Source organism: Paenibacillus sp. GXUN7292 (assembly GCF_050864975.1).
Classification (GTDB): Bacteria; Bacillota; Bacilli; order Paenibacillales; family Paenibacillaceae; genus Pristimantibacillus.
Genome location: NZ_JBOZWO010000010.1, coordinates 44,278 through 67,509, shown reverse-complemented (window position 1 = coordinate 67,509; position 23,232 = coordinate 44,278). Strand labels below are relative to the sequence as shown.

Annotated in this window: 19 protein-coding genes; 5 read left to right on the top strand and 14 right to left on the bottom strand. The window is 44.1% G+C overall.

Annotated elements, in window-relative coordinates; all coding sequences use genetic code 11:
• Positions 1-178: 178 nt before the first annotated feature.
• The gene (locus tag ACRRU2_RS10865; RefSeq protein WP_432501495.1) at positions 179-358 is read right to left on the bottom strand and encodes a hypothetical protein; all 180 of its coding nucleotides are present in this window, start codon (positions 356-358) and stop codon (positions 179-181) included.
• A gap of 251 nt (positions 359-609) precedes the next feature.
• Here ACRRU2_RS10865 and ACRRU2_RS10860 point away from each other — a divergent pair, with 251 nt between their 5' ends.
• The 3 genes from ACRRU2_RS10860 to ACRRU2_RS10850 all read left to right on the top strand — a co-directional run bounded on the left by ACRRU2_RS10860 (position 610) and on the right by ACRRU2_RS10850 (position 3,263).
• Positions 610-1,575: a TIGR01212 family radical SAM protein gene (locus ACRRU2_RS10860; RefSeq protein WP_432501493.1), complete on the top strand. Its 966-nt coding sequence runs from the start codon at positions 610-612 to the stop codon at positions 1,573-1,575.
• A 30-nt stretch (positions 1,576-1,605) separates the two neighbouring features.
• The gene (locus ACRRU2_RS10855) at positions 1,606-2,190 is read left to right on the top strand and encodes a class I SAM-dependent methyltransferase (protein WP_432501492.1); all 585 of its coding nucleotides are present in this window, start codon (positions 1,606-1,608) and stop codon (positions 2,188-2,190) included.
• A 92-nt stretch (positions 2,191-2,282) separates the two neighbouring features.
• Positions 2,283-3,263 (top strand): type I phosphomannose isomerase catalytic subunit, encoded by a 981-nt coding sequence (locus ACRRU2_RS10850; protein WP_432501490.1) that lies wholly within the window; start codon positions 2,283-2,285, stop codon positions 3,261-3,263.
• 807 nt (positions 3,264-4,070) lie between these two features.
• On the opposite strand, the gene ACRRU2_RS10845 is transcribed toward ACRRU2_RS10850, so the two are convergent.
• The 5 genes from ACRRU2_RS10845 to ACRRU2_RS10825 all read right to left on the bottom strand — a co-directional run bounded on the left by ACRRU2_RS10845 (position 4,071) and on the right by ACRRU2_RS10825 (position 11,227).
• Entirely contained in the window at positions 4,071-5,924 is a 1,854-nt protein-coding gene (locus tag ACRRU2_RS10845; protein WP_432501488.1) for a B12-binding domain-containing radical SAM protein, read from the bottom strand.
• Between the two features lie 126 nt (positions 5,925-6,050).
• Positions 6,051-7,616, bottom strand: coding sequence for a trypsin-like peptidase domain-containing protein (locus ACRRU2_RS10840; RefSeq protein ID WP_432501486.1), 1,566 nt, complete (start codon positions 7,614-7,616; stop codon positions 6,051-6,053).
• 269 nt (positions 7,617-7,885) lie between these two features.
• Positions 7,886-8,449, bottom strand: coding sequence for a GNAT family N-acetyltransferase (locus ACRRU2_RS10835; protein WP_331697224.1), 564 nt, complete (start codon positions 8,447-8,449; stop codon positions 7,886-7,888).
• A 5-nt stretch (positions 8,450-8,454) separates the two neighbouring features.
• Complete coding sequence (locus ACRRU2_RS10830) at positions 8,455-8,958, bottom strand: ferritin (protein WP_331697225.1); 504 nt, start codon at positions 8,956-8,958, stop codon at positions 8,455-8,457.
• An 838-nt stretch (positions 8,959-9,796) separates the two neighbouring features.
• A complete protein-coding gene (locus ACRRU2_RS10825) occupies positions 9,797-11,227 on the bottom strand; it encodes a S41 family peptidase (protein WP_432501483.1) in 1,431 nt (476 codons plus the stop codon).
• Between the two features lie 87 nt (positions 11,228-11,314).
• Here ACRRU2_RS10825 and ACRRU2_RS10820 point away from each other — a divergent pair, with 87 nt between their 5' ends.
• On the top strand, positions 11,315-12,112 hold the full coding sequence (locus tag ACRRU2_RS10820) for a Cof-type HAD-IIB family hydrolase (protein ID WP_331697227.1): 798 nt from the start codon (positions 11,315-11,317) through the stop codon (positions 12,110-12,112).
• 124 nt (positions 12,113-12,236) lie between these two features.
• Here the strand turns inward: ACRRU2_RS10820 and ACRRU2_RS10815 are convergent, their stop codons facing one another.
• From ACRRU2_RS10815 to ACRRU2_RS10785, 7 genes are all read right to left on the bottom strand, one after another.
• A complete protein-coding gene (locus ACRRU2_RS10815) occupies positions 12,237-12,710 on the bottom strand; it encodes a Fur family transcriptional regulator (protein WP_331697228.1) in 474 nt (157 codons plus the stop codon).
• Between the two features lie 295 nt (positions 12,711-13,005).
• Complete coding sequence (locus ACRRU2_RS10810; RefSeq protein ID WP_331697229.1) at positions 13,006-13,638, bottom strand: YigZ family protein; 633 nt, start codon at positions 13,636-13,638, stop codon at positions 13,006-13,008.
• 46 nt (positions 13,639-13,684) lie between these two features.
• Positions 13,685-15,034: a glucose-6-phosphate isomerase gene (locus ACRRU2_RS10805; RefSeq protein WP_331697230.1), complete on the bottom strand. Its 1,350-nt coding sequence runs from the start codon at positions 15,032-15,034 to the stop codon at positions 13,685-13,687.
• 179 nt (positions 15,035-15,213) lie between these two features.
• Complete coding sequence (locus ACRRU2_RS10800; protein WP_331697231.1) at positions 15,214-15,735, bottom strand: DUF420 domain-containing protein; 522 nt, start codon at positions 15,733-15,735, stop codon at positions 15,214-15,216.
• Between the two features lie 902 nt (positions 15,736-16,637).
• Positions 16,638-18,647 (bottom strand): transketolase, encoded by a 2,010-nt coding sequence (gene tkt, locus ACRRU2_RS10795; RefSeq protein ID WP_432501608.1) that lies wholly within the window; start codon positions 18,645-18,647, stop codon positions 16,638-16,640.
• A 71-nt stretch (positions 18,648-18,718) separates the two neighbouring features.
• On the bottom strand, positions 18,719-19,612 hold the full coding sequence (gene purU / locus ACRRU2_RS10790) for a formyltetrahydrofolate deformylase (RefSeq protein ID WP_331697232.1): 894 nt from the start codon (positions 19,610-19,612) through the stop codon (positions 18,719-18,721).
• A 90-nt stretch (positions 19,613-19,702) separates the two neighbouring features.
• Entirely contained in the window at positions 19,703-20,827 is a 1,125-nt protein-coding gene (locus ACRRU2_RS10785) for a deoxyribonuclease IV (RefSeq protein ID WP_432501478.1), read from the bottom strand.
• An 803-nt stretch (positions 20,828-21,630) separates the two neighbouring features.
• Between ACRRU2_RS10785 and ACRRU2_RS10780 the strand changes: the two genes are divergently transcribed.
• Complete coding sequence (locus ACRRU2_RS10780) at positions 21,631-22,074, top strand: ferritin-like domain-containing protein (RefSeq protein ID WP_432501605.1); 444 nt, start codon at positions 21,631-21,633, stop codon at positions 22,072-22,074.
• Positions 22,075-22,092: 18 nt separating this feature from the next.
• On the opposite strand, the gene ACRRU2_RS10775 is transcribed toward ACRRU2_RS10780, so the two are convergent.
• A complete protein-coding gene (locus tag ACRRU2_RS10775) occupies positions 22,093-22,800 on the bottom strand; it encodes a DUF421 domain-containing protein (protein ID WP_432501475.1) in 708 nt (235 codons plus the stop codon).
• Between the last annotated feature and the right edge of the window lie 432 nt (positions 22,801-23,232).

Genomic DNA, 23,232 nt, shown 5'->3' with positions numbered 1-23,232 from the left:
GATAACACTTAAGCATTCATTATAATGGCTTTCGTATAACTATTCTAGTTCTTTTCATTGTGCCTAACTACGTATCTTTTGTAAAGTTAATTTTAACCTTTATAATTTCAAAAAGAGCCGCTGCACATGGCAGCGACTCGCTACATAAATCTTATATCAAAAGCTTTCCATACGTAAATCATGATTCTGCAGCATGCCTGGAAATGTCTTCAATGGCCATCTGCAGCTTCTTGCGTGCAGAGCGCTCGATCGAGCGATCCTCTTGAAACCTGACACCAGTTAACGCCATAAGCTCCTTCTTCGTGAGCTGGATTGTTATTTGTTCCTCGCCATTAGGCACCTTAACGTAATTACCCATAGAGCATCACCTCATCCATTCATTCATATATAGATTGGAATTCGCGACTAGTAATTGGAGAGAGCTGCGAGAACTAATATTGCATTAATATACTGATATTATAGCATATGATGTAAGGGTTTTCAATTTGCCTGCCGATTCAAAAAATAATTTCGCCGCTGCAACACCACGTTTCCAATAGCATTTATACATAATTTTCGTTAAAATATATTAGGTTGGAAGTGATTATAGAAAGGTGAATCTACTGCCTCATGATTAATTTGGACGCTCCTATGCAGCCAAGCCTGTGGGGAGATAAAAGATTTCATACATGGAACTACGAAATGCGCGAGCAATTCGGCCAAAAAATATTCAAGGTCATGCTCGATGCCGGATTTACCTGCCCGAATCGGGACGGCTCCATCGCCAAAGGCGGCTGTACGTTTTGCAGCGCTCGAGGCTCAGGCGATTTTGCCGGCAGCAGACGGGATGATCTGGTCACTCAGTTCAATACGATACGCGACAGGCAGCATCAAAAATGGCCTAATGCTCAATATATCGGCTATTTTCAGGCCTATACCAATACGTATGCTCCCGTTGAGGAACTGCGTGAATATTTTGAAGTCATTCTCGATCAGCCCGGAGTAGTCGGCTTGTCAATTGCTACGCGCCCTGATTGCCTGCCTGACGATGTCGTTGATTATTTGACCGAGCTGAATGAACGTACCTACCTATGGATAGAGATGGGGCTGCAAACGATCCACGAATCGACTTCTGTTTTAATTAATCGCGCCCATGATACAGCTAGCTATGAGGACGCTGTGCGGCGTCTGCGAGAGCGTAACATACGCGTATGCACGCATATTATTTACGGCTTGCCGCAAGAGACGCATGACATGATGCTCGAAACAGGACGCGCGGTGGCGCAGATGGATGTGCAGGGCATTAAAATTCACTTGCTACATCTTATGCGCAAGACGCCTATGGTGCGCCAGTACGAAGCAGGCTTGCTGCGCTTTCTGGAGCAGGATGAGTACATTAAGCTCATTATTGACACGCTTGAAATTTTGCCGCCACACATGATTGTGCACCGCTTGACTGGCGATGCGCCTCGAGATTTGCTGATCGGCCCGATGTGGAGCATGAAAAAATGGGAAGTGCTCAACAGCATAGACGCTGAACTGAAGCGGCGCGATACTTGGCAAGGCAAGCTGTGGGCACCGCCTGCGCAAACATAAACGTATAGCACGAATTAAAGGAGACTTGCAATGGGCTTTTTATCTGTACTCAGCACTGCGCAGAAATGGATTGCAGAGCGCGCAGGTTCAGGTGATATTGTAATTGACGCTACCGCAGGCGGCGGAGTAGATACACTCGCGCTCGCGCAGCTTGTCGGCGCAAACGGCACGGTTTATGCGTTCGATATTCAACAGGAGGCGCTCGATCGCACAGCCAAACGGCTGGAGCCTTTTATTGAGCAGCAGCACATTGCCCGCCCGAAGCTTGTGCTTGACAGCCATTCCAGCATGGCTGATTATATTCCTCATATAGAGCATGGCAAAATTGCCGCTGTCATGTTTAATTTAGGCTATTTGCCTGGCGGCAATGAAACCGTCATTACCGAGCCTGCAAGCACGATTGCTGCGCTACAAGCTTCTCTGCAGCTGCTGCGCCGCGGCGGCATTATTACATGCATGCTTTACCCCGGCCATGAAGGCGGACTGGAGGAAGCGCAGGCGGTTGAAAGCTGGGCTGCTGCACTGCCTACCGATCAAGCGCAGGCTGTCATTTATCGCCAGCTGCAGCGGGCCAATTCCCCTTATCTAATTGCAATTGAACGACGCAACGCATAGCTTGGTGGAATACGAGCTAGCTTGCAGCTAATTTTCTTAATGATTGAACTAATTCAACTTACTACTTAATTATGTAAAAGGAGCGAATTTCCATGACGATTAAACCTTATCCTCTGCAATTTAAAGCTGTAATGAAAGAAAGAATATGGGGCGGAAGAGCACTGGAGCGTTTTGGGCTGGAGCTGCCAGACGGCGCTATTGGCGAAGGCTGGATGATCAGCGACCACCCTAACGGTATTACTACCGTAGCCAACGGACCGCTCGCAGGCCAAGGACTGGATCAAATTCGCGAAGCCTACGGCAAGGAATGGTTTGGCAGCAGCGGCTTTTCAGAAAAAAACGGCCGCTTCCCTCTGCTCATCAAGCTGCTCGATTGCAATGATGATCTATCTATCCAAGTACATCCGAATGATCACTATGAGCAATTGCCAGCAGGCGAGCTTGGCAAAACAGAAATGTGGTATGTGCTGGACGCCAAGCCAGGCGCCCGCATCATATATGGCCTAAAGGAAAGTATAGACCGCGCCGCATTGGAGCAAGCAATTGCCAACGGAAGCATAACCGATGTGATGAACATCGTGCCAGTTGAGGCTGGTGATGCATTTTATATCCCGGCAGGCACGGTACATGCACTTTGCTCGGGTGTCGTAGTAGCTGAAATTCAACAAAATTCGGACACAACATACCGCCTTTACGACTACAATCGCCCGGGGCTTGACGGACAGCTGCGCGAGCTGCATATTGAAGACTCGCTCAATGTTATCGCCTACAATGGTGCGGGAGCGGCTCGCATGAAGACGGCTGCTGCCCAGCCGAATAATTGGCTGACCATTGCAGCTTCCCCTTACTTTTCCGTAGATAAAGGTGTTGTCGAGGCGGCTTGGACTTTATCGACCCATGCTTCAAGCTGTGTCATCCTAATCGTAGCCGAGGGTAGCGGGCTGCTGCGCTGGCCAGACGGAGTTATTGCAGCCAAAGCTGGAGATTGCTTCCTGCTGCCGGCTACGCTTGGGCAATATGAGCTGGATGGTCATATGACTGTACTGCGAAGTATTATTCCTGACGTAAAGTAGTTGCAATATAAATATATAACAGCCAATTGGACAAATTAATGAGCCATTGCCTGCAAACAAAAACACGTTAGCGCATTACGCGCTAACGTGAGCTAGTTCAAAGTTTGCATAGTAAAATGGACGGAAAAAGGACCAATAACGGAACCAGTGTCCGCGTAACAACAAAAATAGTGTTTAGGGTAAATAGCGGAACGAGTGACCGCCAAATAAACGCAAACGTTAGCTGAGCCCCCATCAGTGTTTGAAGTCGACAACTATCTGGACAGACGATCCGCTATTGCGCCGAAATCCCCTCATATGCTCATTAAAAGTGACACACGTTCCGCTATTGCACGAAAACTACCTAGAAATGGGCGGAAAAAGGGCCGATAACGGAACCAGTGTCCGCGAAACAACAAAAATAGTGTTTTTAAGGGCAAATAGCGGAACGAGTGACCGACAAATACTAACAAACGTTCGCTGAGCCCCACTGAATTTGAAGTTAACAACTATCTGGACACACGATCCGCTATTGCTATTTTGAGGTGGTGCCGACCAATTGTATATGAATTTTCATATACAATTGTGTTTTTCGGGGCATTTCAGCGTGATGTGTATGAAATTTCATATACATTGAGCCGTTTGGAGGTGACGCAGACCGATTCTGTATGAATTTTCATATACAATTGTGTTTTTTGGGGCATTTCAGCGTGATGTGTATGAAATTTCATATACATTGAGCCGTTGACCAGCACACTTTTGTAAAGGACAGGCTGCTACCATCATGTTTGAGGTTATCCATCATGAATCAGCAGCCTTTTTCTTTCATTAAACAGCTGCCGGCTCAAGCATCTTCATAAAATATGAAGGCTTGCCTTCCTGTTCCAGCGCGTACAATACGATCAGCAGCGTATTTTTCTGTTTATCAATTTCGCCCCGCTCCAGCAAAGCCGATAAATCAAATGGCATTCTTTCAATGACTGCATGCTTGTGAAGCTGCTTTTCATTCAACTGCAAGCCGGCAAACTCAGGAGATACCTGCTCAGGGAATTGTGCAAGCTCCTTCATATATTGGCTCCACTGCGACTTCTCCATTACATATGACCACCAAGCTTTGCGCGGCTTATACTTGTGGTTCAAGAAATAATCCAGCTGCATGAGGCCCAGCGCCGCATCCGCATCAAAGCGTGCTGCCGCCTGCGGCAGCAAACGTTCAGGCGCAAACATAGGGGTTTCCTCATTAATTGCTGCAAGCCCATCAGTCTCTTGCGGCAAGGTTTGCAAAAACAGCCATAGACGAGAGAATAAATCTTCCAGCTGGTGGCCGATTTTTTGCCACCCCTGGCTCTCCCAGTAATCGCCGAACAGCTGGAAGAAGTCAAAAGGAGAATCGAATACTTGGTTGACTAAATAGTGAAGCGTATGATCCATCCGATGTGCGTTCCAATATTTCTCCAGCACGTCCTCAACCCGTTTTATACGAACGATATCGCTAAACGGCATTAAGTCATTGCCAAGCATTTCATAGGGCGCTTGATCCATGTACACATAGCCCCACTTGTCTGCGTCTTTGCGCAGCCCCGTACCGCGCAGCATTTTTAAAAAGCCAAGCTGCAGCTCCTCAGGGCGAAGGGCAAACACATCGTTGAACGTGCCGCGGAACGTATCGTAGTTCTCAAGAGGCAAGCCGGCGATTAGATCCAAATGCTGATCGATTTTCCCCGAATCTCTTACCTTTGTAACCGTACGCACCAGCTTGTTCCAATTTTGCCTTCTCTGTACAGCCAGATTGGTAGGGTCATTCGTCGATTGAACACCTATTTCAAAACGGAAAATGCCCGGAGGAGCATGCTCTGCCAAATAATCAAGCACCTCTGGCCGCATAATATCTGCCGTAATCTCAAACTGAAATACACAGCCTTGATGATTTTCAATTAAAAATTTAAACATTTCGAGCGCATAGTCGCGCTTAATGTTAAACGTTCTATCCACAAACTTAATAAGCTTCGCGCCATTTTCAATCAAATACAACAGATCGGCCTTCGTTCTTTCTATATCAAAATAACGTACGCCAACCTCGATGCTGGAAAGGCAAAATTGACAGCTGAACGGACAGCCGCGGCTCGTTTCAAAATAAACAACTCTGCTTCCCAAATTTTCCAAATCCTCTTTAAAGCGATACGGCGATGGCAAATCATTCAAATTCAGCTTCGGCCTTGGAGGTGTAATATAAATCTCAGCCTGATGCTCCAGCTGCTTGCGATAAGCGATGCCGAATACCATATGATACTTATTGTCGCCTTCAATTTCGGTAAGCAAATGATTTAATGTTTCTTCGCCCTCGCCAATGATAATAAAATCAACCTCTGGCAATCGTTCCATCCAATATTCCGTATCATAGCTTACTTCAGGGCCGCCCAAAATAATTTTTATCTCCGGCTTGATTTTACGCAGCATATTAATGACGGTTATCGTCTCTTCAATATTCCATATATAGCAAGAGAAGCCGATCACATCAGGATTGCGGGAAAATAAATCGGAAACGATATTCATCGCAGGATCCTTTATCGTATACTCGGCTATTTCTATATTGAATTGATGGTCGCTGTAAGCCTTCAAACAGCGAAGCGCCAACGAGGTATGAATAAACTTAGCATTCAATGTTGATAAAACAACCTTCATAGTTATTGCCCTCACTAATCCTTGTATATAATTACTTTCATATCATTACATTGTACCGAATTATAGGACAAAAAAGAAGAGGCGCCTCATTCGCCCTTTCATCGAATTAAGCACCCCTTATGTTTGCTACCTCATCTGAATATACATTTGATCCTTAAGCTGCATGTCTATAACCGAATAACGAACTTTCCACGTTTCATTGCTCTGTGAAGCAACTTCCTGATCAGCAAGGCCGCGCGGTTTGAAACCGTAGCTGCGCTCGAAGTAGATCTTCATCTGAATGGTATCCTTTGGCAGCATGCGATGAAGCTCATGTCCCAGTTGGATCGACCATAGTTTAAGCTCTTCCTTAGCTGCACTTCCATAGTATAAATAAAACAATGGATCAATATCAGCTGTCAATACGATCCAGCCTTCATGATCACGCTGTGCCTGCCAATTGGAAAACTTGGCTGTGCCATGAGAAGTATTGACGGAAGCGTAGTGTTCCTTCAAAATCGCTTCCAGCTCAGATAAAGGCTTGCCTTCCAGCGAAGCTGGCAAGGTATGCTTCAAATACGCCGCTTTTTTCAAATCATTTTCTGTTATGCCCAGATAAAGTACAATAGCATGATAGCCTGACACTGCAAAATTCAAATCAGCTTGTGTATTTGGGTAGCCGGATGATGTTATGCCCACGACCTCGCCATACTCATCAAACAATGCGCCGCCTGAGCTTCCATGATCAATTGGTGCACTCATTTGAATCAAGCGTGCTCCATCCTCGTAAAAAACATTGCTTACAAGCCCTTCAGATATCGTATTCTGTACACCTAGCGGACTGCCAAGCGCAAACACCTTGTCGCCCTTATTCATATTAAAGCCATATGCAAGCTCTGCCGGCATTAAATCCATATCACTATCCTCAGTCAGCAAAATAGCAAGGTCTGCCTTTTTATCAGATGCTACAACGCCTTTAATTTTATACTCATCTCCATAAATGCTGTATGCTGTAGCTGTAGAAACATCCTTCATTACATGATAGTTGGTAACGATCAAATTGCTATCAATAACGACGCCGCTTCCCTGGCTGTTATTCGTCATAATCATCACGACGCTCTCGTCGTAAATATCGGCAATTTCCTTGGCACTCAGCTTGGGACGGCTCTGCTGCACCTCTTCCCAGTCCTGCGGTTCCTGCTCTATAGCATATTCTGCAGTTATAATTGTAATAGCATTTTTAGCGCTGTTCCAGGATACCTCGGCATAATAGATTTCTGCTAATGCTCGAATCGGAGTATATAGCACATTATTTTTCTTAAAAGCAGCTCCATCCAGCTTCACTTTTTTGCCGTTAACGAGCGCTTCCTTCTGGCCAAGCTTGAAGCTCGTAGTTATGTTTCCTTTTTTCGTAATGACTGTTTGGGTCGAATCTACTATGCTATATGTAAGTTTTAATGCGTCGGAAAGCTCTTTGATAGGTGCATAGGTAACACCGTTTTCCTTAATGATGGGAGCACTAAGCTTCTGCTGATTGCCATCGACCACTAAATTTAAAGCAAAATTATTAACTGCCGGAGCTGTAGATACGGACGAAGATCGGCTTGTGCTGGCAGCTGCAGCGTCCGCAGCAGCAAGAGAGGAAGTTGGCAATAAGAGCATTCCTAAAATAACCGTTGAGCTTAGAACCCTTACAACAATGTTTCTTTTCATATTTTTCCTGTTCTCCCATCTATTATCTCTCATTCTTTAATACTATCACTAACCAAATCTATCTGTCTATCAAATGTTAATATTGTGCAGACAGAAATAAACCAGCAAGGATAAACGGCTTCGACGTCCTTTGAAATGGCGCATTTACCGGAGAATTATTGAACTAGCTTATCATAAATCTTATTTTTATACATTCAAATATTCATTCAAAAATATACATTCAAAAAGGCATAGCCTGTGCATGCAGACTATGCCTTTGCCTTCCGGCTTTATGTTAAAGGCTTTATCATTCGAATATAAGATTTCCCGCTCACTTGCATTGTACCATCTTCTTGATAGCCTTGTTTTTTATAAAGCTCATATGCTCGATCATTTGCCGGCTCAACTATTAACGACAGCCTGTCGAATTGCTGCTGGTAGCCGATCTGTTCGAATGCAGCCATCAGCTCCTTGGCAATGCCGCGACCTTGCATATTACGGTCAACTGCTATTGAGTCCAGATAGAAATCACCTGGCAGCGCCTCCGTCACGAGAGCTTCCTTCTGCTCACTGGCTCCGATCTTATCTAAATAATGAGCGATCGGTTGATCCAGCAAAGCTGCCTGATCCCCAGCATAACAAAGCAGCATGCCTGCAACCCGGCCATCCTCCTTGCTTACAAGCACATGCTTGTAGCTTAACCGGTTATCCTCCAGCAAATAAAATTGCTTAAGCGTGCGATATACTTCCTCGGAATCCTCGGTGCCTGACAGCGTATATGCAATATTGCCTATTGCAGCCAGCAGCAGCGGCATAACCGCATCTGCATCCTGCTTGCTTGCAAATTGTATCATATCGCTTACTCCGCTTCTGGCGAGAAGGAACGGCCAGCAAATTCACTGTCCAGCATATAAAAGGCGTTGCTGTCTTTGTCAATCCGCTTCAGCTTGTTAATAATGCTGTCAAACAAAGCTTCTTCTTCAACCTGCTCGTCAATAAACCATTTTAAGAAGTTAATCGTCGCGTGCTCGCGATCGTTCATGGCAAGGTCAGACAATTGGTAAAAGCGGGCCGTATTCGTTTGCTCATGAGCATAGCCTTGCTCAAAAGCATCCAGCACGGAGCTGTATTCATTATTCGGCTCTCCCAATGCCTGCAGCGTTGCTCTGCGGCCGCGATCATTCAAAAACTTATATATCTTCATTGCATGAAATCTTTCTTCCTCTGCCTGTACAATAAAGAAGTTGGCAAAGCCGTCAAGGCTATCCGCTGAGCAATACGCAGCCATGGCAAGATACACATGCGCGGAATAAAATTCAAAATTCATCTGATCGTTTAATGCTTTAGCCAATGTATCATTCATGTCTGTGCACCTCTATTTTTTATTTTTGTTATCTAATAATTATTTTAACATAAAAACAAAGGACGGCAAATGCTGTCATAAAGTGTTGAATCCGCTCGACACATGCTCGATACATGCTCGACGTATGCTAGATCATATGCTCGACATATAGCCCCATGATTTTAATTAAACCAACCTGAATGGAAACAACACCGAAAAAATTGGTGTACTATCGCATCATTATTGATTGGCAATGAGTCTGAGCAACCTTATTAGCTGTGAAAGCTTATTAGCTGTGAACGCCATAGCTGACCTTTTTCATAGCCTGATGAAATCGACTCCATCGTTAACGGTACGACTATAAACATAAAATCAATCTATCGAAAACCTCAACAATTACTTTGCAGCAATGATAAACTCTATTTTGTGAACCGAGCACTCACGCACTAAACTAACTTTGCACTCGCGCGCTATGGCTAACTACATTTCCTGTACTTAGTTTTAAGAAATTTGGCGGTTTTGTGATTCTAAGGGGAAAAACTGCAGTTAGTTTTGCGTGTTTCGCAAAATATAGAGAAATTCATTACAACTAGATACATGAAATACATTTAGTATTATTTATTCGGCAAAATAAGTGAATCTAGATGCATAAAATGTACTTAGCTCCACGAGCACTTACCCATACTTCAACAGCATTATTGGATTAGCATCAAATCAGGGCGGGCTTATTGGCTGCGGGACGCTGCATAACTGAGCATTGATCAAAAAGAGCGCCTGCCCTCTATAAGGCTGTGAGGCGCTCTCCTTCCATTTTCGGCACGTTAATTAGTGTTAGTTAGTGTTAGTCAGTGCTCGGCTGCTAACCGGCAATCAGCTGCTGCAGCTTCTCTTGTCCGGCTTGCAGCTGGCTGTCTTCATGCTTCAGCTTCTCGCGCAGCAGCTCCAGTATGCGATAACCCGTCTTATCATTGAACGCTCCAGTAATCTCCAACTGCTGATCGCGTTGAAATTTTTTCAAAGCTGCTGCAGTGCTGGAATCAAATACACCGAGCTGCTCGATCGGGCCATAACCAAGCTCAAGCAGCATTTGCTGCAGAGTTTTCACATCATCGCCGTAGCTGCCATCCTTCATCTCGGTACCTATTGCAAGCGGCCTTAAATTCGCATATTCAGGAAGCCCCACTTCAATATCGGGATGAACGCCTTCCTTGTTGATCCATGTGCCTGCTGGCGTCTTCCACTGCGCTTCCGTCAAGCTTAACACGGACCCATCAGGGAAAGGCCTGAATTGCTGCACTACACCCTTGCCATACGTTTTTTTACCGATAATTATAGCATCCGCCGATTCCTTTAATGCCGATGAAAGCACCTCGCTGGCACTGGCCGATTGTTCATTCACCAGCACTACAATCGGTATTGTCCATTCCGATTGCTGTCTGGACTTGAAGGTTACTGTGCTTCTTTCGTTTTTGTAGACGACATTCAAAATCGTTTTACCGTTTGGAATAAGCATATCCGCAATCTCAATCGTCGTATGAAGCAAGCCTCCAGGATTGGACCGAAGATCCAGAAGCAGTCCTTTCAGCTCGCCTTCTTTTTTCAGCTTTTCAATTTCAGTTTTAAACTCTTCAGCCGTTTCATTAGCAAAGCGGCTGATCGTAACATGCCCGATATTTCCTTCCAGCATTTCGGAAGTAACGGTATGTACAGGTATCGCAGCACGCTTTAGCGATATTTCAAGCGGCTCGGCTTCTCCAGGACGGCTGAAGCGAAGCGTCAGCTTCGTATTTTCCTCCCCGCGGATCATACTGAGCAGCTCTTGAAAAGATTTGCCTTGAATATCCGTCCCGTCAACAGCCAAAATCATATCGCCGGGCTGCAGGCCGCCACGCTCAGCAGGAGTATCCTTGATAACCGAGGTGATAACGAAATCTCCTTCCTCCTGCCTCATTTCTGCTCCGATGCCATAAAATTTATCTTCAAAGGATTGGGTGTAAGCCTCGCCCGCCTTGCCGACCATATACTGGGAATAAGGATCGTTAAGCGAGGCCAGCATCCCTTCAGCCGCTCCATTAATGAGCTGTCTCGGCTCAGCCCCCTCTAAAAAATCGTCCAAAATTTTGTTATAGGAAACAGAAAGCTGCCGGAATTCCGGCTCCTTAATAATCGGATAGCGGGCGCTTAGCCAAAGCACCCCTATAGTAAAGCCTATAACCAGCATCGCTATCGCCCCTAAAAATAAAGCATAGGGGGAAAGCGGCTTGCGGTTGTTTGAAAATGATTGATTCATGCCTCCATCTCCTTGTATGTATGATTCTAATTGGCTACAATTAGCGATATAGTTATTTGGCTATCAGAAGGGAGCTTTACCACTACCATGTATAAGCTTATTGCAATGGATGTAGATGACACTCTGCTATCCGACCAGTTAACGGTATCCGAGGAAACAAAAGCAGCTTTGAAAGCTGCCATCGATCTTGGCGTAACTGTCACGCTAGCAACAGGACGCATGTATGCGTCCGCCGTACAAATCGCCAAACAAATTAATCTCAATGTTCCTATTATTACGTATCAGGGCTCACTCGTCAAAACACTTCTTGAAGGAAAAGTACTGTACGAAAGATACGTTCCAACTAAAGCAGCCGTACAAATCCAGCAATACTGCCTGCAGCACGGCCTTCATCTGCAATTATACGTTGATGATTTGCTATATGGCATGGAAGATAACGAAATTATTAAAGAATATTCGGATCGCAGCAAAATTCCTTTTATTATCGAGCCTGATTTCAATAAATTGATTGACAAGCCATTAGGCAAAATGCTCATTATCGATGACCCAGTAAAGCTGGACCGGGTAGAGTCAGAGCTTAAGGCACTTGTCGGCGAGGAAGCTCATATTACAAAATCAAAGCCTCATTACCTAGAGATTACTCATAAAGAAGGTACGAAGGGGCATGCACTCCGCTACATGGCTGAGCATCTTGGCTGCTCCATGCAAGAGACGATCGCGATCGGGGATTCCTGGAACGATCATGAAATGATAGAAGCAGCAGGACTAGGCGTCGCTATGGGCAATGCAACCGATAAGCTTAAAGCGATTGCGGACTATGTTACTTTATCGAATAATGAAGACGGCGTACGGCATGTTATTGAAAAGTTTGTGCTAAATCGATAATCCTATTCCTGATTAAAAATAAAAAAACTAATATAACTAAAACTTAAACCGGCTTTTATCAAATAAAGCCTCCGCAAAGATGAAATATTCATCCTGCCGGAGGCTTCTTTTGCTCAAAAATTAATTAAACTGCTTTTATATCGCGCTTGCACTCGCCATTCTCGCATTCTTTAAACGTTCCGATAAAATCGAGGCGATGATCATGCACTTTAAAGCCGAACTCCTCCTCAAGCCGCTGCTCAAGGCTGCCCAGCCAATCTTCCTTGATTTCCTCTAAAGCTCCGCAAAGCTCACAGATTAAATGGTGGTGCATATGCTCATGATCTTCCCCTCGGAGATCGAATCGAGCTACGCCATCGCCGAAGTTCATTTTTGCTACAATATGCAGCTCAGCGAGCAATTCCAATGTGCGGTAAACCGTCGCCAAACCAATCTCCGGAAACTTTTCTTTAACCAGCATATAGACATCTTCCGCGCTTAAATGATCCTTTTCATGCTCCAATAAAACACGTACAATAATTTCTCGCTGCGTCGTTAATTTATAGCCATTCTCCATGAGACTTCGTTTTACTTTATCAATTTCTGTCGTAATACTCATTGAATAGATCCCCCCTTATCCGTCAGATCATTTTATTTTTATAATGATTCTAATCTAATGTTATGTTATTTCATCAAAATGCGCAACCAACAGTTTGTGAAATCATTTGGAATTATCTAAAATATTAAAATGAAAAGCAATTGCCCCGCAGTAGTTTCCACCTATTCTTCTCCTTACGCACCTTCCATCAGCATGACCTTATCGCCAAATACGAGCTTTTTTACAAAACCAAAAAAACAGGGCACCTCGTTAAGGCACCCTGCCTATTCTGAATGTTAATTACTATATGAAAAAGTTACTCGCCTTCTATAAAATAAAGCTGTTCGCCGGTCGTAATATCTGCCTGGCCTTGCGTTAAATCCGTCATCCAAGCGACAAAGCGTTCGGCCTCATCTATTTCGGGCAAGCAGCGTACTCGCACACGATCTGTGAACTGCGCCTCGCCGACTCTCGTCCCCCGGTTGTGCAGTTCATTTTCTAATCGGCCATACCATGTATAGTCAACATCCACAAATACTTCCTGATGCAGCACGTATACAATTTCTTCTGCCGCCTCAATACCGGCAACAGCCCCATCCGTATATGCCCGCACAAGACCTCCAGCCCCTAGCATAATGCCGCCAAAATAGCGGGTAACGACTACAGCGACATTTTTGAGCCCTTTATTCTTAATCACTTCAAGAATCGGCTTGCCTGCTGTCCCGCTGGGCTCTCCATCATCTGAGGCTTTCTGGAATTGATCGCGTTCACCTACTACGTAAGCTGAGCAATTATGAGTTGCCGTTCGATGTTGCCGCTTAATCTCCTCGATAAAAGCGACAGCCTCCTCTTCTGTTGAAACAGGCTTGGCATAACCTATAAAACGAGAACGCTTAATAACAATTTCTTGACTAGCTTCACTTCTTACCGTCGCGTAACGTTTCAGCATAAGCCAGCTTCCCCTGCCTTAATAATCGTTTTATAAGCAATAAATATTATAGGCGAGCTTCAAGTTCAGCTTTTTCCTTCTCAAAACCAGGCTTGCCAAGCAGCGCAAACATATTTTTCTTGTATGCCTCAACACCAGGCTGATCGAACGGATTAACGCCAAGCAGATAGCCGCTAAGCGCACATGCCTTTTCGAAGAAGTATACGAGATAACCAAATGTGTAAGGCGTCATATTGTCAATATTTACGATCAAGTTCGGAACCTGTCCGTCCTGATGCGCAAGCAATGTGCCTTCAAACGCTTTTTTATTAACAAAGTCCATCGTTTTACCGGTCAAGAAATTAAGACCGTCTAGATCATCCGCATCGTGCTCAATCGTAATATGTTCAGCAACCTCACCCACTTGAATAACCGTTTCAAATATGTTGCGGCTTCCCTCTTGAACGAATTGGCCCATAGAATGCAGGTCAGTTGAGAAATCGACGGATGCTGGATAGATGCCTTTGAAATCTTTGCCTTCGCTCTCGCCGAACAATTGCTTCCACCATTCGGATACAAAATGCAGGTTAGGCTCATAGTTGACAAGAATTTCGATCGCTTTGCCTTTGCGATACAGCGAGTTGCGAACAGCTGCGTATTGATACGCTTCATTCTCAGCAAGATTAGGATTCGCATATTCCTTGGAAGCTTCAGCAGCACCTTGCATCATCGCATCGATATCGATGCCGGCAACAGCAATTGGCAGCAAGCCTACAGCAGTTAGCACCGAATAACGGCCGCCAACATCATCTGGAATGATGAAGGACTCGTAACCTTCCTCTGTGGAAAGCTTTTTCAATGCGCCTTTAGCAGCATCGGTTGTAGCATAAATACGCTTGCGAGCTTCTTCTTTGCCATATTTCTTCTCAAGCTCTGCACGGAAAATACGGAATGCGATAGCTGGTTCTGTTGTCGTTCCGGACTTGGAAATGACATTGATCGACCAGTCGCGTCCTTCAAGCAGCTGGAGCAAATGAGTCACATAAGTTGAGCTGATATTGTTGCCCGCAAATAGAACCTGAGGTGTTTTGCGTTGTTCCTTCGTTTGAATATTATAGAAAGAATGGGACAGCATCTCGATCGCAGCGCGAGCGCCCAAGTAAGAGCCGCCAATTCCGATTACGATAAGAACCTCGGAATCCGATTTAATTTTATCTGCTGCCTTCTTAATACGTGCAAATTCTTCCTTATCATAATTAGTTGGAAGATCAATCCAACCAAGATAATCTGAGCCTGCTCCTGTGCCGTTATGTAGCTGGTCATGCGCAAGACGAACGGAGTCTTTCAAATAATCTACTTCATGCTGTCCTACGAAGGACAATGCTTTACTGTAATCAAAATGAACTGCTTTAGTCATTGTAGTAAATACCCCCTTAGTAACTTTTAATAAGAATATCGAATTTAATCAGTAAAAACAAGCATGAAAAACGGTAAAAGTATTTAAAAATTGTTCTTTTCTGTGACAACGACTGCATAATTATGCATTTTTCACTATTTTCATGCTTGATTTATGAGCTTGTTAATGGCTTTCCGAATTTAATAGTACGGCGAAATCATCAAATAAACCAAAACGCCAGTAATGCTGACATACAGCCAGATAGGCATCGTCCAGCGCGCAATTTTGCGATGCTTGTCAACTTGGTTGGCAAGACCGCGGAATAACGATAGCAGAGCTAGAGGAACAACTACAATTGCGAGCAAAATGTGGGTGAGCAAAATAAAAAAATAAATGCCGCGCAAAATCCCCTCTCCGCCATAAGGCGTCGACTCGGACAAGAAATGGTAGGTTACATATGAAGCTAGAAACAGTGTGGTCGTTACGAACGCAGCTAATATAAACGTACGGTGCATTCGTATATTTTTTTTCATAATTGCCACTAACGCTGTCAGCAAGAACAAAAACGTAAAGCTATTGAATATAGCATTTAGCAGCGGCAAAACTTGAATATCGAATCCAACCTCGCCTTTGTAGGCTGGCAGGAAAAACAATACCGCAACAATACTGACGAGCACAACTGACAAAATCGCGACAATTGGCGTATAGTTTCTTTCCTTCATTAATGAATTTCCTCCAATCAAATGCTAAAACTTTTCTCCCTCCTAACTTTAGCGCAAGGAAATGGCAAGTACAATTGCTTTTCCGCCAATATTGTCACAATACAATGTCAAATTACATCGTGCTCTATTTTTAATGATTTCATGCATAGAAATAGAGCCTGTCGAGAAACAGCTATTGTTTATGTATGCATACCTTTGCAATTTAAACTTGTAACGGATCACAGAGTCCTTATTAGCTATAAAAGCTGCCCAAATGAGCATTTGTTCACAGATAGCGCCTCTGTGTTTCGATTAATTGTGAATAGGGCAACAAGCAATAGAAAGGAGTGCCACTGCGATCAAGATTGGGATTCCGACCGCTGTTGTAGTCCAATTTTTTTGGATAAATAACCCTTGAAAAGGATAAAATTGACCTACAAAGGCGGACGCTGCCGCTTCTCCATTCCCATTCTTGCTCTCCGTTCCCCTTTCTCATTGCTTATCAATCGTTGCCCGCCATTAATCGACACCTACTACCCATTACTTTGATAAGAAACTATCAATTACTCCGATCCCTTGCAAAAGCAAGTACAACAGCAACCTCTGTTTTGTTGAACGGTTATTTTCGTGCCAATGCCTAAGTGCATTTCCTGTGTTTAGTTTTATGAAATCTGGCTTTTTTGTAATTCTAAGGGGAAAAACTGCCTTTAGTTTGGCGGAATTCGCAGGATATAGGGTGATTCAATAAAACTAGATACATGAAATACATCTAGAACCGTTTATTCGGCAAAAAATGAGAATCTAGATGCACAAAATGTAGTTACCGCGAGATACGACCCAACATGCAAAAAGGCCAATCAGCCTTCAAGCTGATTGGCCATTATTTTGCGGAAATACTGCATTTCTACGGGCAGAATACTTTATTACAGCATTGCTTTTACTTTGCTCACAACATTTTCAACTGTAAATCCATATTCCTTAATTACGCGATCGCCAGGCGCTGAAGCTCCAAAGCGGTCAATCGCCAGTATATCGCCTTGCTCGCCTGTGTAACGCTCCCAGCCAAATGGATGAGCCATTTCAATTGCAAGACGGGCTTTAACATCAGGAAGAATAACAGATTGCTTGTATTCTTTCGACTGTTTTTCGAACAAATCCCAGCTCGGCATGCTGACTACGCGTACCTGAATGCCTTCTTCAGCCAGAGCTTTCTGAGCAGCTACAGCCAACTGCACCTCAGAGCCGGAAGCAAGCAGCTGTGCCTGTGGCTTTCCATTAGCCGCATCAGAAATGACATATGCGCCGCGCTTTACGTTTTCACGAACGCCTTGCACTGTGCCTTCAAGAACAGGCAGGTTTTGACGTGTCAAAACAAGCGCCACCGGATTTGCTTTATTTTCAACCGCGTAAGCCCAGGCTGCAGAAGTTTCGTTTGCATCAGCTGGACGAATAACGGTCAGATCCGGAATAATGCGGATCGATGCAAGCTGCTCAATCGGCTCATGAGTAGGCCCATCCTCGCCTACAGCGATACTGTCATGCGTCAGAACATAAACAACCGGCAGCTTCATAAGCGCTGCAAGACGTATAGCAGGACGCAAGTAATCAGTAAATACGAAGAAGGTGCCGCCAAATACTTTAAGGCCGGTATGCAGGCTCATGCCGTTCATAGCCGCTGCCATTCCGAACTCGCGAACGCCAAAGTATACGTTTCTGCCTGCATAGCTGCCAGGCTTGAATTGCTCCATGCCTTTAAGATTTGTCATCGTGGAGCTTTCAAGGTCAGCGGAGCCGCCAATAATGGCAGGTACATTTTTGGCAAGGGCGTTAAGCGCATGGCCAGAGGCAACGCGTGTAGACATTGCATTGCTGCCCGCTTCATACGACGGCAGATCAGCGTCCCAGCCCTCAGGCAAATCGCCTGAAGTTGCTAGCTCAAATTGCGCAGCTAGAGCAGGATAAGCTTCCTTGTAGGAAGCAAACATCGCGTTCCAGTCCGCATTCGCTTTTTCGCCAGCTGCCTTTACCTCGGCAAAATGAGCGCGAACTTCATCCGGAACATGGAAATGATGCTCTTCATTCCAGCCATAGAATTGCTTAGTAAGCTTAGTCTCCTCTGTTCCAAGCGGAGAACCGTGCGTTCCAGCGCTTCCGCCTTTGCCGCCTTTGTTCGGACTTCCGTAGCCAATCATCGTTTTCACTTCAATAAGCGTAGGCTTTCTTGTTTCTGCCTGAGCTTCTGTTACAGCTTGTGCAATAGCTTGAAGATCATTGCCGTCTTCTACGCGAAGCACTTGCCAGCCATAACCCTCGAAGCGCCTTTGAACCGTTTCCGAATAAGACAAATTCAGCGCGCCGTCAAGCGAAATATCATTGGAATCATAAAGTACGATTAATTTGCCAAGCTCCAAATGTCCTGCAAGAGAAGCCGCTTCATGAGAAATGCCCTCCATCAAGTCGCCGTCGCCGCAGATCGAATAAGTAAAATGATTAATAACATTATAGTTCTCTTTGTTATATACCGTGCTCATATGCGCTTCCGCCATTGCCATACCGACAGCCATAGCAATTCCTTGTCCTAATGGGCCAGTTGTTGCATCGACCCCAGCGGTATGTCCGAATTCCGGATGGCCTGGTGTTAATGAACCCCACTGGCGGAAGTTTTGCAGCTCCTCAATCGGCAGGTCATAGCCGGAAAGATGCAGCAAGCTGTACAACAACATAGAGCCATGTCCAGCAGACAAGACGAAGCGATCGCGGTTAACCCATGCCGGATTGGACGGATTGTGCACCATCGTTTTGGCGAACAGCTGGTAGCCCATAGGCGCTGCTCCCATAGGCATACCTGGATGGCCCGATTTTGCCTTCTCTATAGAATCAATCGCTAAAGTCCGAATCGTAGCAATGGAAAGTTGATCAATTGTCAATGAAATTCCTCCTCAATCATATTAAGAAATGTAAACTGGCATATTTCAAAAAGTATTTCCTTTTGGAGTCTTCTCTATTAATTAAAAACAACCGTCTTGTTCTGATGCACGAGCACTCTGTCCTCGATATGCCATTTTACTGCCCGGGCAAGCACAACCTTTTCAATCGTTCTGCCGATGCGCTTTAGCTCATTGACATTGTGCCTGTGCGTCACACGCTGTACGTCCTGCTCAATAATCGGTCCCCCGTCAAGCTCTTCAGTTACGTAATGAGCCGTTGCGCCGATAATCTTAACGCCGCGCTGATAAGCTTGGGCATACGGCTTACCGCCTACAAAAGCAGGAAGGAAGGAATGATGAATATTTATAATCCGATTTGGAAACTGCTCGATAAACTTAGGAGAAACGATCTGCATATAGCGGGCAAGTACGATCATATCCGCTTTATCGCCGACAGCCTCCAGTTGCTTTCGCTCTGCCTCCGCCTTTGTTTCTGGTGTAACTGGAATATGATGATAAGGAATGCCAAACGATTCAACCTGTTCCTTCATATCCAGATGATTGCTTATTACCATAGCAATTTCTGCATTCAGCTCGCCTGATTTCCATTGCCATAGCAGCTCAAGCAAGCAATGATCCTCCTTGGATACAAAAATCGCAATACGCTTTTTACGGCTGGCGCGAAAAGTATGCCATTTCATTTCAAACCGGTCGGCTACGCGCGGAAAATCCTCTACAATGATCGGCAGCTCGCGGTCCATATCGTTCAGCTCAAACTCGAAGCGGATAAAAAACATGCCGCCTTCCGGGTCCATCGTATATTGGTCGGACTGAACAATATTAGCTCCATGCTCATGTAAAAATTGGGATACCGCCGCGACGATTCCCGGTCGATCCGGGCATGAAATCAGCATGCGAGCACGATTTGCACGCTGATCCTCTGCCAAAACTGATTTAGATTGCAATGACATTTAGCTTCTACTTCCTTTTCATAAATAATAGTCTTTCTTTTTCAAAGGTATATGCAGGAAAGGCTTAACCCGACCTAGTCACGCATACAACTAAGCCAGCAGCTGCTTGCCAGCAAACCAAGCAGTGATACGCTGATTCACCTGCTCCTCCGTGAGCTCTGCAGACAAAGCTCTCCCTTCCAATACGAGATCGTACAGTCTTTCCATCGGCTCTCTCGGATCTGCCTTTTTAGCCTTTGCATCATTCTTCAATACATCCCATACGGAAAGCACGTATAAGCGAGGATCTACTTCCGATTTTTCAAAGAAGTAATGAAGTCTCTCCACATCCTCTAGGAAGTGGCCGCCCAGCCGATCCTCTACATTGTTGCGCAGCAGAGCAATTTCAGCTTCATACATAGGCCGCTGCTTTTTGGCATCCTTGCCAATCCAAGGCGTTTCAAGAATAAACGGACGTCCTTGAAGACGCTCATGGTGAACAATATTTTTGATAGCCTCTTGCCCGATCCATCCTGAACCAAGCGGCGCATGGCGGTCCTTGCCGGCTCCGCGGCTATTTTTGCTATCGTTAATATGAACAACAGCTACGCGATCCAAGCCGACTAGACGGTCAAATTGATCCAGCACGCCATCCAAGTCGCCGATGAGATCATAGCCGGCATCGTGCATATGACAGGTGTCCATACATACCGTAAGACGGTCATTGTATTGCACTTTATCTATTATCGCAGCAATCTCTTCAAAGCTGCGTCCTATTTCCGTGCCTTTTCCAGCCATCGTCTCCAAAGCAATATTAACATTTGTTTCCTTAGTGCCGGCTAAAACCTCGTTAAGCCCTTCCGCTATACGCGAAATCCCGTATTCAGCATCCTTATCCGTATACGCGCCTGGATGCAGCACAATATTGCGAACGCCGATATGATGCGTACGACGGATTTCCTCCTGCAAAAAGTTAACTGCCAGCTCGAAGGTGTCTTCCTTATAGGAGCCAAGATTAATAATGTAAGGAGCATGCACAACGATTTCGTTAATGCCTGCTTGTTCCATTAAAGCCTTGCCTTCCTCAATATATAACGAATCAATTGGCTTGCGCCTAGTATTTTGCGGCGCTCCTGTATAGATCATAAATGTACTTGAGCCGTATGACATTGCCTCTTGAGTCGCAGTGAGCAAACCCTTGTCCGAAAACGATACATGGGAACCTAGCTTTATCATAAAAAACGCCCCTTTCATTAATCACACCTTATTTTACAGGGAATGTCGAAATAAATCTAGTAAGTTAAATTTAATGCAAACAACACCTCTAAATGTTAAAAAAAGCTATTATATCAAGGTTTCGATAAATTTTATTGTTTTTCAAAGAATGCAATACAATGCAAGGAAATGAACCTAATTGGGGCTAGATTGGGGCTAATATTAAAAAGTGGGTAGACGCTTTTATTAGATAATCTATTAAAACGATACATTCGTATGTAATGAAGAAGAGCCGCAGGGATGCATTCCCTTTAATACAAAATACCGTCTTGCGTCTCGTCCTCATTTACCTTAATATTACTGTTTTTCAGCTCTCGTCTTAAAGCATAGTAATCATCTGAAATCCTAAACATGATGACTTCTAAGCAGCGGATAATAACTCCCTTTAAGGTTATTTTAGAAAGCCCAATATCTTCAATTGATTTCTGGGTCATAGTTATTAACTGAGGGAACATAATTTCTCTGGTGTTGGTCTGCCTGTTGGCTTATTATCATGCCGCCGATCATATCCCTCCTGATGTTCGGTCAAAAGCATTTTTCCGCCCCAACGATTGTTTCCATCCAGTTTAGTCATTTCGGTCATCTTGATATCACCCACGAACATTCGTTCTTATATTAATATGTACCAAACAACGTTCGATATGCAATAGTAAATAGCCTCATAGGAACTGTCGTGGGCGGAAGCGCATATACTTATGATAAACTAACGTCAGGAGGAAACAACCTTGTATCAAGTACCTTCTTACTGGGAAAACTTATACTATATGCGGGTCGATTTTGTACCTATCTGGAGTACTAGTTATCCTAATGCAGTACAAATGATAAAGGAAGCAGTGCAAGGAGAGCGTAACGATGAGTTGTTCTATGATGAATTGATCAATTTGGCTCCCTCAAAAGAGCAAGTGGCCATTATTGAGAGTATCCGTAACGATGAGCGTAATCACAATAAAATGTTCAGAGGAATGTATAGGGCTTTGACAGGACAGGAAATTGCAGGCATCAGCAGCGAGCAATATAAGAGGGTGCAATCCTATGGAGAAGGTCTACAGCGTGCCTTAATGGGGGAGTTGGGTGCAGTGGAAAGATACCGCAACATCTGGTTTGGATTGCCTAATGGAATCTATAAAGATACGGTGTTCGGTATCATTTTGGATGAGCTCAAGCACGCTGCGAAATATAATTATCTAATTACGTTGAATCTCAGGTAGCAATACCGAAGGTCAATGCTATTCAACATCAATTGGATGCCGAATATTATCATTATAATCATCTAAATAAAGTTGACCGTTGCTACCTTTAACTGCGTAGAATACGTCCTCTACCTTTTTACCACGTGCCTTTAGCTGGGATATAATCCAGGATTCCGAAATTTTGTTGGAGTTTAAATTGCCATGCAAAAGCTTACCGTCGATTATAAGCTCAATTGGGAATTGTATGGTATTACCTACATTCAACTTTAGGTCTTTTAAAGTCACTGCTTGCAATTCCTTTTTCTTTTGAACAGATACTTCTCCGTTAATCTCAAAGAGGGCGTACTCCACTTCTTCTATATTAAAAATGTCTTTCTGGCGAAGTTGTTGGTTTAAAGAATCTAGTGTCAAATTATTTTTTTTTAAATTATCTTCCAGAATAAGCCCTCCTTCTATAAGAACGGTGGGCGTTCCTTCTGTCCACATCTTAAACTTTCTGAATTTCAAAAAAAGTTTGGACAAAACATAAGAAGTAATCGTAAAGACTGACAAAGCTATTAACAAATGAACAACTTCTATCTTTTCGTTAAATGCAAAGTTCGCTGCCATAGCTCCCAATATAACTGCTGTTACGAATTCGTGAAAGTTCATATTAGAGAGAGTTTGCTTACCTAATACTCTGGCAATTATTATTAGGATAAAGAATGCTGAAATACTTCTGATCAAAATAATGATATGGTCCATGCAAAAATCTCCCTTTTTTAAATTACGTATTCAGTATATAGGGTAACCGCTAGTGAAAATTAATATACAAAAAGGTCCACTGATCTTTTATTATATTTGTCCTTCTACAAGCAAACAGCAGGTATAATTGCATTCACAGTGTCTACTGAGCGATAGAAGGGTTTCTACAGAGTTTCAAAGTCAATCATTACTGGCGAAAACATTATTTATGTTTACTTGAAGTCATTGATTAAAGCTTGCGTGAGATTTCGGATTTATAACAAGAGTGGAATGCTGCAGGAGCCGAAGTTTGTCAATTTTGTTCAGTAGTTCAGTTAAACAAAAGACTATTACCAAAATGAATAAACTTTGGCTTGTAACCAAAAATATATTTTAGAATATATTGACTATAGAAACTCCCTCACATTAACTTGACCATCTACTTTGAACAAG